Raw genomic sequence first — 13,333 nt, forward strand, 5'->3', positions numbered from 1 at the left:
GAACCGAACGAAGAATTCCAGGATGCCAACCATGCCACAGGACAACTCCCCCAGCATCGACGACAAAGGGCTCGATGCGCTGGAAGCGCGCCTGCACGAAGACCTCGCCCATCTCTGCTATCCCGGCAAGGACTGGGTTCAGCCGCGCGACGGCGTCACCGACGTCGTCATCATCGGCGGCGGCATGTGCGGCATGGTCGCCTGGCTGGCGCTGACCACCGGCGGCGTGCGCAATGTGCGCGTCCTCGACCGCAGCCCCGCCGGCATGGAAGGCCCGTGGCTGACCTATGCCCGCATGGAGACGCTGCGCTCGCCCAAGCAGCTCACCGGCCCGGCCTTCGGCCTTGGCCCCCTCACCTTCCAGGCCTGGTACCGGGCGCAGTTCGGCACGCAGAAATGGGAAGATCTCGACAAGATCCCGCGGCCGATGTGGATGGAGTATCTGCGCTGGTATCGCAAGGCACTGAACATCCCGGTCGAAAACGGCGTCTCGGTTGACCGGGTCGAGCCGGAAGGCGACCTTTTGCGCCTGCATCTCACGGGCGCGCCTGAAGCATCGATCCTCACGCGCAAGCTGGTCTTCGCCACCGGCCGTGACGGGTTCGGCGGGCCGAACATTCCGGGCTTCGTCGACGTGCTGCCGCGCGAATATTGGGCGCACACCGCCGACGACATCGATTTCGACGCCCTGAAGGGCAAGCGCGTCGCGGTGGTCGGGGTCGGCGCATCGGCGGTCGACAACTCTGCCGAGGCGCTCGAGCACGGCGCGGCGGAAGTGCGTCACCTGATCCGCCGCAAGGAGATGCCGACCATCAACAAGATGATGGGCATCGGCAGCTACGGCTTCACTTGCGGCTTCAACGACCTGCCGGACGAATGGCGCTGGCGCTTCATGCAGTATTCCTTCAAGACGCAAACCCCGCCGCCGCACGGCTCCACGCTGCGCGTCAGCCGGCATCCCAACGCCTATTTCCATTTCGGCAAGGGCGTTGCGACGACCGAGAAACACGGCGACGCGGTGCGCATCGGCTTCACCGACGGCACGGCCTGGGACGCCGATTTCCTGATCCTGGGCACCGGCTTCAACGTCGATCCGATGGCCCGCACCGAGCTTGGCAAGACCGCCGGCGACATCCTGCTGTGGGAAGACGTCTACACCGCGCCCGAGGGCGAAGAGAGCCGCGATCTCGGGCGATTCCCGTATCTCAACGCCGATTTCACCTTCCGCGAAAAGGTGCCGGGCACGGCCCCGTGGTTGAAACACGTCTACTGCTTCAACTATGCAGCCAGCGCGAGCCTCGGCAAGGTGAGCGGGGACATTCCGGGGGTTTCCGACGGCGCGGCCTGGCTGGCGCGCTCTCTGGCTTCGACCCTTTACGCCGAGGACGTGACCGGGCATTGGCAGGGCATGCTCGACTATGACACGCCCGAGCTGATCGGAAACGAATGGGAGCCTTCGTCCTTGGAGACTGTTGATTTGAAAGGGGAAGTGGCGTGAGTGCTGATTTCTTCGGCATGACGACGCTTGCCGCAAGCGGTGTGACGGAGGCGGACCCGACGGGCGCCGCTGCCCTTCATCGCACGAAAGTCCTGGAGATGACGCAGGCGGCGGAAGACGCCGTGCTCGCGCCCTCGGGCGCAGGCGCGTGGTCCGCCGACATCCGCGCCGCGCTCGCCACACGCATCGCGACGCTGAACGGCGAGACGGCGCTCGCCGAACGCTACGCCGCGCGCATCGGCGACGATTCTGCCGCCGCGCTCGCCGATCCGGCCAATGACGGTTCGGCACAGAACATGTCCGCCGCCGTCGCCTTCATGGACAAGGTCGCCGCCCGGACCCGCGACGTGAAGGCCGAGGACATCGAGACGCTGAAGGCCGCCGGGATCGACGACGCCGACATCGTCCGCCTCGCCGAGCTCAACGCCTTCCTCGCCTACCAGATCCGGCTCGTGGCCGGGCTAAAGCTGATGCGGGGCGCGGCATGAGCAAGGTCGTCCACAAATTCACCCGCAACGTGCCGCACTGGCAGCCGCGCGTGACGCCGGTCGTTCTGGCCGAAGCCTCGCAGGAACAGCTCGACGCCCTGCAGGTCACGCCGTCCAACACCAAGGTGTCCGAGTATGTGCTCGTGCTGGCACATGACCCGGAAACGCTGAAGGTACGCTCGCCGCTGTTCAACGCGATCATGTACGATCCCGGCGGCATGAGCCGGGCCGAACGCGAACTCGGCGCCATCGGCGCGTCCATCGTCAATCGCTGCGTCTATTGCGCCGCCGTCCATGCCGACCGTCACGCCAAGCTCGAGCGCGACACCGACGTCACGGACAAGATCTTCATGTCAGGTGCGGATGCTGATCTGTCGCCGCGCAACAAGGCGATCCTGAATTTCGCGATCAAGCTGTCGCAATGCCCGTCCGAGGCGAGCGACGCCGACATGACGATGCTGCGCGAGGCCGGCCTCGACGACAACGAGATCCTCGACCTGATCCTCTCGGCGGCGCTGTTCGGCTGGGCCAACCGGCTGATGCATGTTCTGGGCGATCCGGTGCGCAAGGAGGCCGCGGCATGAGCGACGGATTGAAAGTCGGGATCGCGGGCGCCGGATCGATCGCATTCGGCACGGCGGCCCTCCTCCATCAAAACGGGCACGACCCGATGCTCTGGTCGCCCTCGGGCGCCGGAACGAAGGACCTCGCAGCCGGCGGGACGCTGACCGCCACTGGCGCGCTTGAGGCGAGCTTCACGCCGCGCATCGCCGACAGCGCGGCCACGCTGGCCGCCGATAACGACGTCATCGTCATCGCGCTGCCCGGCTATGGCCACAAGCTGGTGTTCGACGCGCTTGCGCCGCATATTCGCGACGGCCAGCACGTCGTCGTCTCGTCCCACATGTCGCTGGGCGCGGTCTACCTGTCCGACCTCCTGGCCAAGCGCGGCGTCACCGCGCCGATCACCGCATGGGGCACCACCGCGATCACGGGCCGGCGCCAGTCCGGCACCGAGGTCAAGGTCAACACCGTGCGCAAGCTGGTCGACCTGTGCACCGTGCCGCAGGAGGCTTCTGAAGAGGCGCTTGCGCTGTGCACTCGCCTGTTCGGCGACCGTTTCCAGCCGCGCGACGGCCTGCTGGCGATCTCGCTCTCCAACCTCAACCCGCAGAACCACATGGGCATCGCGCTCGGCAACATGACCCGCATGGAACGCGGCGAAACGTGGAGCCAGGGCCAGAACGTCACGCCCAATGTCGGCCGTCTGCTGGAAGCGCTCGACGAGGAGCGGCTGGCGATCGCGGAAGCGCTCGGCCTCAAGGTCCGCACGATCTTCGAACACTTCCACCTGTCGTTCCATGTCCCGGTCGCCTCGATCTCCGAGATGAACCAGGAGATGCACGAGCAGGGCAATGGCGGCACCGGGCCGGCGACGGCCGACAGCCGATACGTCACCGAGGACGTGCCCTACGGCCTAGCGCTGACCGTGGCTCTCGGCGACCTGACCGGACGCCCCGCGGAACTGCATCGCGCCGGGATCCGCGTGTTCTCGGCCATGTATGGCCGCGACTTCTTCACCGAGAACGCGTTGCTGAATGCGCTCGACCTGACGAACAAGACACTCGACGACCTGCGCCATGCCGCCCGTACCGGCCTGCTGCAGGGAGCCGTCGCGGCGGCGACGCCGTGACGAACGACATCTGTACGGTGCACCATTGATCAGGCTCAACAAGGAGACGTGAAAATGAGCAGACTGACCCTCAACAGACGCCGGTTCCTCGGCACGGCAGCCGCCGGAACGGCGGTGCTCGCCAGCCCGGCCTATCTGCGCAAGGCCTACGCACAGGGCGGCGAGGTCAATATCTGGACCTACACCAACTTCGTGCCGGACAGCTTCAAGGAGCAGTTCGAGGCCGAGACGGGCATCAAGGTCAACATCCGCCTGGTCGACGACCAGGGCAAGCAATTCAACCTGCTCGCCGCCGAGGCGCCGAACCCGACCGTCGACATCCTCACCGTCGCCGGCCACCGCTTCCTGCAGTTCATCGACAGCGAGCTGCTCGCGCCGCTCGACACCGACCGTCTGGCCAACTGGGGCAACATCAACCCGGCATTCTCGGAGTCCGACTGGGCGACGATCGCCGGCAACAAGTGGGGCGCGCCGATCCTCTCGGGCATGGAAGTCATGTCCTACAACACCGAAGTCGTTTCGGAAGAGGAAGCCCAGACCTGGGATACGCTGTTCTCGGACAAGTATTCCAAGCAGACCGCCTATATCATCCAGGACATGATGTCGATCATCATGCTCAAGATGGGCTATGACGGCAACATGGTCGCCTACATGGACGACCCGGACAAGGCAGCCGCCATCGTCGAGGAAGCCAAGGCCTACCTCATCGAGAAGAAGCCGCTGGTGCGCAAGTACTACGACAGCGGTGCCGAAGTGCAGCAGATGTTCGTCAACCAGGACATCGTGGTCGCCCACTCCTGGAACGGCCCGGCCGCAGCCCTCATCAATGACGGCTTCCCGCTTGGCATGTCGATCCCGAAGGAAGGCTCCTACGGCTTCGTCTACACCTACAACATCGCCAACAACGCGCCGAACGCCGACAACGCCTACACCTTCCTGAACGCGATCCTCGGCTCGCCGGAAATCGGTGCGGCGATGACGAAGGCGTCGGGCTTCATCTCCACCTACAAGGGTGCCGACCAGTACCTGACCGACCTGGAGAAGAAGTCGACCTCCTTCCCGGAAGAGCAGCTCGCCAACCTGCAGTTCTTCCGCGCCGAGGCCAACGAGATGAAATACGGTCTCGTCGATCCGGCGGTCGAAGAGATCAAGGCCGCCTGATCCATCATGCCGGCTCCGCCTCCGGGCGGAGCCGAACCCCCTCCTGGCCCCAAGGGAACGACATACCATGACCTCCGAAGCAGCGTCCGCGGACCACGCACGCACCGCGACCGCCGCAAACGCGCCCGAGACGACCGACCGGACCTTCTGGGGCCGGATTGTGAACTGGAGCCCGTATCGCGCGCTCGTCGGGCTCGTCTACGCGACGCCCCGTCGGCAATTCCTCATTCTCGCTGTCTTTCCGGTGCTGTGGGTGCTGACCCAGCATCTCGGACCGATGCTGCAGATGGCGCGCATCAGCCTTCTCGACGCCTATCCGCCGTCGCCCGGCGTCGCGCCGAACTTCACCTTCGACAATTATGCGCGCTTCTTCGGCGAGAGCATATTCTGGATGCCGTTCATCCGCTCGCTGACCTTCGCCGCCACGCTGTCCTTCGCGACGCTGATCATCACCTATCCGGTGGCCTATTTCCTCGCGCGCCACGTCTCGCGCAACAACCGGATGTTCCTGCTGCTCCTCTTGCTGATCCCCTTCTGGGTCGGCGAGATCGTGCGCACCTATGCGATCATGATCCTGCTCGGCAACAATGGCGCGATCAACCTGATGCTGAAATGGTTCGGGCTGATCGACCGGCCGATCCCCTTCATGTACACCGGCTTCTCGCTCAGCGTCGGCATCATCTACCTCACCGCGCTCTACATGCTGCTGCCGCTCTATTCGGCGCTCGAAAAGCTGCCGAAGAGCTACACGGAAGCCGCCGCCGATCTCGGCGCGGGCGCGTGGACGCGGTTCCGCCGGGTGACGCTGCCGCTGACGCTTGAGGGCATCGCTTCCGGCTGCACGCTCGTCTTCCTGATCTCCACCGGCTTCTACGCGACGCCCGTCCTGCTCGGCGGACCGTCGACGACCGTGTTCGCGGAAACCATCGCCGGTTTCTTCCATGTCGCCGGCGACCAGTGGCCCACAGGCGCCGCCTTCGCCACGATCATGTTCCTCACCGCGCTGGTGCTGACCGCCGTCTTCAACCGGCTCATCAACGCGCTGCGCAAGGGAGAAACCAAATGACCCGCGCAACGCGCATCTTCATGTCCGTGATCTACTGGGCCTTCGTGGTCTATGTGTTCGTGCCGCTGATCCTGATGGTGGTGATGGGCTTCAAGGACTCCAAGTTCATCGGCTTCCCGATCCGCTCCTGGACGCTTGACTGGTACACCGGGGTCTTCAGCGACACCGAAACCCTCTCGGTGTTCGGCTATTCCGTGGTCATCGCCATCGCCTCGACGGCGGTCTCCATCTTCGTCGGCACCTGGATCGCCGTCCTGCTCGACGGGCGCAAGTTCATGGGCCGCGCGGTGATCTTCGGCCTGACGATCCTGCCCGCGCTGGTGCCCGGCATCATCTCGGCGATCGCGTTTCGCATCTATGCGCGGCTGCTCGGCATCGAGCCCGGCATGTTCGCGATCATCTGGTCGCATGCCGTCCACAACGTGCCCTTCGTGACGCTGGTGGTGATCGCCCGCCTGTCGACGCTGCCGAAGAGCTACACCGAGGCCGCGCGCGATCTCGGCGCCGACCCCTTCGTCGCGTTCGCCCGCGTCACCCTGCCCTATCTGATGCCCGCCGTGATCGGCGCCAGCATCTTCTGCCTGCTCCTGAGCTTCGACGATTTCGTGCGCTCCTTCTTCCTCGGCAGCTACGACCCGACGCTTCCGGTGCTGATCTTCGCCAAGCTGCGCTCCGGCATGTCGCCCGAGATCAACGCAATCGCGACCGTCGCGCTGGTCATCACCGCCGTGCTCGGCATCTGGGCAGAGCGCTCCACGCGCCGCCTCAACAAGGAAAACGCATAATGGCACCGACCAACACCATCGCCCGCATCGACGGCATCTCCAAGCGGTTCGGCAAGGCGGTCGCGCTCGAACATCTCGCGCTCGACATCCGCCAAGGCGAATTCGTCACCTTCCTCGGCCCTTCGGGCTGCGGCAAATCCACGACGCTGCGCATCCTCGGCGGTTTCGAGACGCCCGATACCGGCCGCATCATCCTCGACGGCGAGGACGTCACGGCGCTGCCGCCGAACCGGCGCAACGTCAACATGGTGTTCCAGGACTACGCGCTGTTTCCGCACATGACGGTGCGTCAGAACATGAGCTTCGGCCTCGAATTGAAGGGCATGGGCAAGGCCGACATCGCCCGCCGCCTCGACGAGCTGATGGCCTTCCTGGAACTCGGCGCCTATGCCAGCCGCTATCCCGGCCAGCTTTCCGGCGGCCAGCGGCAGCGCGTAGCGCTGGCCCGGGCGCTGGCGCCCGATCCGGCCCTGCTGCTGCTCGACGAGCCGCTCGGCGCGCTCGACGCCAAGCTGCGCGGCCAGGTGCAGAAGGAGCTGAAATCCATCCAGCAGCGCACCCACAAGACCTTCTTCTTCGTCACCCACGACCAGGAAGAGGCGCTGACCATGTCGGACCGCATCGTCGTGATGAACAAGGGCCGCGTCGAGCAGGACGGCACGCCGGAGGAACTCTATTTCCACCCCGCCTCGCGCTTCGTCGCCGAGTTCATCGGCGAGACCAACCTGATCTCCGGCAAGGTGCGCGGCGTCGAGAACGACGACATCGTGCTCGACTGGAACGGCCAGACCCTGCGCGGCCGCGGCGCCGCCCACAGCCCGGGCGAGACCATCACCGCCTCTGTGCGTCTCGAACGGCTTTCGGTCCACGCCGAACGCCCGAAAAGCGCCAACGCCGTGCAGGGCCGCATCGTCGGCAAGACCTTCCTCGGCAGCCGCACCGCGGTCGACCTCTCCGTCGAGGACACCGACGGCATCACGCTGAAGGCCTATCTCGACCCGGCGGCGAGCCAGTCGCTCGGCAGCGACCCCGTCTGGATCGGCTGGGACGCCGACAACATGGCCGTGCTGCGCGACTGAGCGGACAGCCCCGGCGCTCTTTTGCGTTGAAAAACAACGGCCAGCGTGAATAACTTTCCGCATGGACGCAAAGAGGATCAATCTGCCCGCCGGGCTCGCCTTTCCGGTGCGCGTCGTCGAGGTGCATGTGGCGGCCGGGCAGCGGGTGGCGAAGGGCGATCCGCTCTACACGCTCGAAACCGCCGCCGGCAAACGCGGCATGATGCGCGCGCCCTTTTCCGGCGAGATCACGGAAGGCCCGGTAGCCCTGGATTCCAGCTTCGCCACGGCGACGCCTGTGATCGGCATCGCGATGGAGCGAGCCGAGGAACCCGCGGAACCCGCGCCCGCCGATCCTTCCCCCGCAGAGGCCCGAACCGCGCCCGGCCCCGACGCGGGCGAACGCGACAGGGACCTCTCGGTCATCCTGCGCCAATCGGGCTGGTATGCCGAGACGAGCGACCTCGCCACCTATCGCAGGATGGTGGCGCAGCGGCTGGCGGAAAAGGGCCATGACAGCGAGGCTGCCCGCACAGCGGCGGAGGCCGAGCGGGTGGAACTGTCCTGGCACCGCCTGCGCAAGCAAGCCGACGCGCCCGCACCGAAACCGGCCACAAAGCCGAAGGACACCACGCCCTGGGGCTTCGGCGCCGGGCTGGTCGCGCTGATCGTCGTCGCGATCGGCGGCGGGCTGGGCGGGCTGGCGGGCCGGTTCCTCGAAGCCAACCTGCCGCTGAACGAAACGATCGCCTACGGCCTTCCCGGCGTGCTCGCGCTGGCGGGCACGGCCGCGCTCGTGATCGCGGTTCTGGCCGGCCGCGCCGGATCGCTGGTCTCATGGGTCGTCGCCATCGCCGGCTGCATGCTGTTCTATCCGAGCTTCATGGTGATGGGCCCGGATGACGGCGAGGCGCTGGCGGATCTCGGCCCGGCGATCGAGGCCGGCATCGGGATCGACCCGACCGGACCGCTTCTGGCGCTGGTGGACATCGCCGGCGGCGGCGGCGGCCAGGCGCCGCGCGGACGCTACGGCCTGACCCGGGTCGGCACGAACGCGAACTGGATCACCGACACGAAGACCGGCGAGACCATCCGCAGCCTGGAGTGGGACGAGATGCTGATCGACGGCAGCTACATCCTCTCCACGCGGGTCCAGCGCTGCTCCTTCGGCATGACCGACCTCGCCCTGCCCTACACCGACGCGGGCACCGGCGAGCAGCTGGGCGTCATCGCGGCGCCCTGCGAAGGCCGGTTCGTCCAGTTCACGGGCGTCCTGTTCGACGTGGAGGGCAATCCGAAGGACACGCGGGTCCGCTCCTTTCTCGCCGCCGACGGCCGGTATTTCGAGAGCGGGGTCTGGGTCGTCAGCTGGACGTCGCCGACCAAGGAGATGCGCGCGCAATACGGCCTGCCCGACCATTGCACCCGCGTCGGCATCGTCCACGGCATCAACCGCAACATGACGCTGGGCAAGAGACAGGACGGCGTGGAACGCTCGCTGGACTATTGCGCCAAGTGACGCCCGCCGCGCGGACCTTTCCGCACGCGCCGACGCCCCCGCGCCTGCCCCGACAGACCGGGCCCTGACAGCCGCGAGCTTCACTTTCGATCATGAGGTGTCTGCGCGCAGCGCCTGAAGCGCCAGGCCGTGGCATTCGCGCAGCACGCTGTCCACCCGGTGGGTGGAGAGCGTGCGGTGGCCCGGCGGCCAGCCGTGGCGCAGCGGACGCCGGGGTCTCGCAAGCATCTGTTGCGTCGCGCGCTTGTTTGTCGCGCCCTTAAGCTGCGCTTTGCTTGCTGGCGCGAAGAGGTCCATCGCGCGTCGGGCCTGCAGGCGGGCGAGCCGTCTTGCGTGGCCGTCGATGTCCTCCAGCGCGCGTTTCAGCGCCTTGAGGCGGGCGCAGAGATGCTCGGCGCTGACCTCCTCGTGGTCGTCGGCAAGGTCGAAACCGTCGCTCGGGAACGGCCGCCAGCCGTCCCAGCCCTTCGGGTCGAAGCGACGCGGCGGATCGGTGAGCGCGAAGGCCGGCGCGCGCGGTTCCGCGGGCTGCGCATCGATGTCCGGTTGCGGCTGCCACATGCGGGCGAGACCGAGATTGAGGCCGGTATGGGTGATGACGAGGCCGGCCGCCTGGAGCTGTTCGAGGGCGGTCGGCTCTTTCGGGGGCAGCGGTTTCAGGGGCCCGACGTCGATGCTGCGCGCAGCGATGACGATCAGCCGGCGGGCGGCGGATTCGGCGGGGCGCAGCACGCGCAGGATGATACGCCAGGCACGCCGTGTCACCTGGTCTGCGCCGCCCTCGTCCAGCCCGGCGCGCACGAACAGCACCGCGACGATGCGCAACAGCGCCTCGCGATTGCGGTCAATGGCGGCTTGCCAGTCGAAGATGGGGCCTTGCGGGTCGGTCATCGGGCAAGGGTATGGGCGGCGGCGGGAGGGTGGATAAGTTGGGGGTGATTTTCTTGGCTGCGGGTGATCGGGTGCCGGTGGCGAGCACCGTGCATCAACGACCGGCACCTTGATCTGGCTCAGCGCTAAGCCGCGGAGGCGGCTTGCCGCATGCTGCAGAACGTGAATATGATAATATCACGCGAGCGAAACACCATTGCGCACGGATTGGTTGAATTCTCGGGAGCGGATCGGTATGCGACAGGTGAGTGCAGTGATTTTTCTGTTTTGGGCAACAGCCGCCCACGCAGTCGATCTAAGCAAAACATGCGTCGAAGTGTACGGCGTCGTCGCCGACGATGTTCTATGGATACGGACCTGCCCTGACGCCGACTGCCGTAAAGCCGACTTTCTGAACTGGGACCAGCAAGGCGTACTTCTGGGAGAATGTCAGGGAAACTGGTGCCAGATCATGGACTCCGACACGCGCGAAGTTTCTGGCTGGTCGAGCAGCAGGTACCTCAGGCTCGACCGTGATTGCAACATCGCCTCGCGAGCCTCGGAGTCAAACACGCACCCCGGCGATGCGGACCAGGTCAGGCCCCTGCCCGACGACCAGCTCCATATTCAGGTTGCCAGCCGGCAAGATCTCGGCGAGGCTATTGTCTTGGCACGGGAATACAAGGCTGAATTCGAGGGCGTACGGCTCTTCCAGTCAAAGAATGGTTGGTACGCGATCGTCATCGACACTGTCAGGAACGGCGCGGTTCAAGCAACCTTGGCAAGACTGCGGATGGAGGGGAAGATCCCTGCGGACTCATATGCGACACGCGGCGAAAGCTTCGTTCGGAGCATCGATCCCGACAAGCCCAGCATGCATGCTGCCGTCGAAGTCATGAAAAACACCTCGGTGACGGTAAACGACGTCATCGCTCAGCAGAAGGCATACTTTCGGAAGATCGACGGTATCGCGAAGGCGAGCGGCTGCGACCCGAACACGATGGCGAGCATGGCCGAAAGCATGCGAACCTTGCGCGCCGTCGCCGGAACCTGCGACTTTGAGGACGATCAGATTGATGCGGTCCTCGCCCTCAAAGCCGGCACCCTGAATATCCGGTATGACGCAGAGAGATGCGACCTAGACTTCCTTGCGGAGACCCAGAATCTACGGGAATTCGAAAGCAGGGACGTCGCGGCGCATTTCGTGGAGTACATATGCGGTTACGGAGAAACCACCATGAACCTCATGCTGCGCGGTTTCAGCGACTGACCGCGAGAAGCGATTTTCTACCCGCATGCGAGACGGGAAGGGAACGCTACCGGTTCCGCCTGATCCCCTCCACCTGTGCCAGAACTCCGTTCACCGCCTCCAGCACGTTCGAGCCCGGGCCGAAGATTCGGCGACCTTCGACGGGCGCAATAAGACCAAACGCAAGACCCGTGTCGACGAGGTGCTGCGGCTGCTCGCGGAGACCGGCGGGGCGCGGACAGGGGAGATGGAAGGCGAGACGCGCTATTTCGTGGCGCGGTAGAATTGTCCCCTTCACGGAATGGGTCCTCGCAAGCGACGACGTCGCTGCGCTGTCTTGGCTCAAGGCCGAGGATGACGGCCTGTGACGGGCGGTTCGGCTGATCTTCGGCATCCCAACCCCCTCACCCAGCTGCGGCTAACGCTCGCTCGCGCTCGCGAAGCCTCGCATCCCTCTCCCCGCAAGCGGGGCGAGGAAGGAGCGTGAGCGGTTCCGCCGCAGCCCCTCCACCTGCGCCAGCGTGGCATTCGCCGATCCACATTGTCGCGACGCCGTCATCGCGCGCGGGTCGGCCGCCGATGAGCGCGCGGGCATGAGCGCGCTGGCGCTGCGTGTCTCGCGAAGCTTGTTCGGTCTGGCGATCTGCGACGTGCGGTCACGACGAGCCGTGCCGGGAGGCGGCCTAGCCGGTTTTTGTCAGCCGGCTTTCGCGCCAGACGATGAAGGCGCCGCTGGCGATGATGACGGCGCCGCCCGCATAGGTCGCGACGTCGGGGATCTCGTTCCAGAACAGCCAGCCCATCAGCGCCGCCCAGATCAGCGCCGTGTAGTCGAAGGGCGCGATCACGGCGGCGGGCGCGAAGCGGAAGGCCTGCGTCATCATGGTGATGCCGGCCGTGCCCGACAGGGAGATGCCGACGAAGAGCCAGAGGTCTTCCATGCGCATCGGCGTCCACAGGAACGGCATCGCCAGCGCGCAGATCAGCGCGCCCGCGCCGGTCTGGTAGAGCATCAGGGTCCAGACGGATTCGCGCGAATCGACCCAGCGCGCGCTGATCATCAGGACGGCGTAGAGCAAGGCGGTCGCCACCGGAAACAGCGAGGCGGCCTGGAAGGTCGAGCCGCCGGGCCTGACCACGATCAGCACGCCCGCGAAGCCCACCAGCACGGCCGACCAGCGCCGCCAGCCCACCTCGTCCTTGAGAACCAGCGCCGACAGCGCCGTGACGAAGACCGGCGCGGCGAAGATCAGCACCGTCGCTTCGGCGAGCGCCAGATAGCCGAGGCTGGTGAAGAACAGCGTCGCGGCGGCGACCCAGATCGCGCCGCGCATCAGATGCGCCGCCGGCCGGCGGGAGCGCAGCGCCGCGGTGCCGCCCATCTTCCAGGCGACCAGCGCGGCGATCGGCAGCGCGATGATGTTGCGCACGAACAGGATCTGGATCGGCAGGTAGCCGGCGGTCAGCGCCTTGGCGAAGGCGTCGTTGATCGAAAGGCAGGCGGCCGCCGCGATCATCAGGGCGATGCCGGTGACCGCCTTCGGCCGGATGTCCGTCGCTGTCGTCTGCATGGGGGCCGCCGCACGGGGGTTGAATGGGTGGTGTTCGCGGACCTCCCTACCCCCGGCGGCGGAAAAGATAAATGTCGGCCGCGCGTGTGAACCGGCGCCGCGCCTATGGGTGAAACAGGTGTCCCGGCGCCCACAGGGCGGATTTCGCCGCCTCCTTCAGGCCGCGGAAGAGGCCGTGGATCGCCCTGCGGCGTTCCCGCGTCGCGACCTGCCGCGCCTCCAGCATCAGGGCGTCGCGTTCGTCGTCGGTCAGCGCGTGATAGTTCCAGCCGCTGTCGGCATATTTCCGGATCGTTCGCATCTGAGGTCATTCCGTGTTGAACGGCATCGGGATAGCAGGATGGCATCATCAGAAAAAATGAATTATAAGGAACC

Annotated in this window: 13 protein-coding genes; 10 read left to right on the forward strand and 3 right to left on the reverse strand. The window is 66.0% G+C overall.

Annotation, left to right across the window (positions count from 1 at the left end):
* Positions 1-31 precede the first annotated feature (31 nt).
* From MRY80_RS19600 to MRY80_RS19640, 9 genes are all read left to right on the forward strand, one after another.
* Positions 32-1,498, forward strand: coding sequence for an NAD(P)/FAD-dependent oxidoreductase (locus tag MRY80_RS19600; protein ID WP_293292770.1), 1,467 nt, complete (start codon positions 32-34; stop codon positions 1,496-1,498).
* On the forward strand, positions 1,495-1,986 hold the full coding sequence (locus MRY80_RS19605) for a hypothetical protein (protein ID WP_293292772.1): 492 nt from the start codon (positions 1,495-1,497) through the stop codon (positions 1,984-1,986). Before MRY80_RS19600 ends, MRY80_RS19605 begins: the two co-directional genes overlap by 4 nt.
* A complete protein-coding gene (locus tag MRY80_RS19610) occupies positions 1,983-2,570 on the forward strand; it encodes a peroxidase-related enzyme (RefSeq protein ID WP_293292774.1) in 588 nt (195 codons plus the stop codon). The genes MRY80_RS19605 and MRY80_RS19610 overlap by 4 nt, the downstream gene beginning before the upstream one ends.
* An 8-nt stretch (positions 2,571-2,578) precedes the next feature.
* Positions 2,579-3,679, forward strand: a complete 1,101-nt coding sequence (locus tag MRY80_RS19615) for an NAD/NADP-dependent octopine/nopaline dehydrogenase family protein (RefSeq protein WP_293293053.1) — start codon at positions 2,579-2,581, stop codon at positions 3,677-3,679.
* A gap of 54 nt (positions 3,680-3,733) precedes the next feature.
* Positions 3,734-4,840 carry an extracellular solute-binding protein gene (locus tag MRY80_RS19620; protein ID WP_293292775.1) on the forward strand — a complete coding sequence of 369 codons (1,107 nt, stop codon included), beginning with the start codon at positions 3,734-3,736 and terminating at the stop codon, positions 4,838-4,840.
* Positions 4,841-4,907: 67 nt separating this feature from the next.
* Positions 4,908-5,906, forward strand: coding sequence for an ABC transporter permease (locus MRY80_RS19625; protein ID WP_293292776.1), 999 nt, complete (start codon positions 4,908-4,910; stop codon positions 5,904-5,906).
* A complete protein-coding gene (locus MRY80_RS19630) occupies positions 5,903-6,691 on the forward strand; it encodes an ABC transporter permease (protein ID WP_293292777.1) in 789 nt (262 codons plus the stop codon). Before MRY80_RS19625 ends, MRY80_RS19630 begins: the two co-directional genes overlap by 4 nt.
* Entirely contained in the window at positions 6,691-7,770 is a 1,080-nt protein-coding gene (locus tag MRY80_RS19635; protein WP_293292778.1) for an ABC transporter ATP-binding protein, read from the forward strand. Before MRY80_RS19630 ends, MRY80_RS19635 begins: the two co-directional genes overlap by 1 nt.
* A 61-nt stretch (positions 7,771-7,831) precedes the next feature.
* The gene (locus MRY80_RS19640) at positions 7,832-9,268 is read left to right on the forward strand and encodes a hypothetical protein (RefSeq protein ID WP_293292780.1); all 1,437 of its coding nucleotides are present in this window, start codon (positions 7,832-7,834) and stop codon (positions 9,266-9,268) included.
* 90 nt (positions 9,269-9,358) lie between these two features.
* Here MRY80_RS19640 and MRY80_RS19645 read toward each other — a convergent pair whose 3' ends face one another.
* Positions 9,359-10,159 carry a hypothetical protein gene (locus MRY80_RS19645; RefSeq protein WP_293292781.1) on the reverse strand — a complete coding sequence of 267 codons (801 nt, stop codon included), beginning with the start codon at positions 10,157-10,159 and terminating at the stop codon, positions 9,359-9,361.
* 235 nt (positions 10,160-10,394) lie between these two features.
* On the opposite strand from MRY80_RS19645, the gene MRY80_RS19650 reads away from it, so the two are divergent.
* Positions 10,395-11,408, forward strand: a complete 1,014-nt coding sequence (locus MRY80_RS19650) for a hypothetical protein (protein WP_293292782.1) — start codon at positions 10,395-10,397, stop codon at positions 11,406-11,408.
* Positions 11,409-12,070: 662 nt separating this feature from the next.
* Here MRY80_RS19650 and MRY80_RS19655 read toward each other — a convergent pair.
* On the reverse strand, positions 12,071-12,958 hold the full coding sequence (locus tag MRY80_RS19655; protein ID WP_293292784.1) for a DMT family transporter: 888 nt from the start codon (positions 12,956-12,958) through the stop codon (positions 12,071-12,073).
* A 103-nt stretch (positions 12,959-13,061) separates the two neighbouring features.
* Positions 13,062-13,259 carry a hypothetical protein gene (locus tag MRY80_RS19660; RefSeq protein ID WP_293292785.1) on the reverse strand — a complete coding sequence of 66 codons (198 nt, stop codon included), beginning with the start codon at positions 13,257-13,259 and terminating at the stop codon, positions 13,062-13,064.
* Positions 13,260-13,333 lie beyond the last annotated feature (74 nt).

The sequence above is a fragment of the Oricola sp. genome (genome assembly GCF_022763245.1).
In the GTDB taxonomy this organism is placed as follows: Bacteria; Pseudomonadota; Alphaproteobacteria; order Rhizobiales; family Rhizobiaceae; genus Oricola.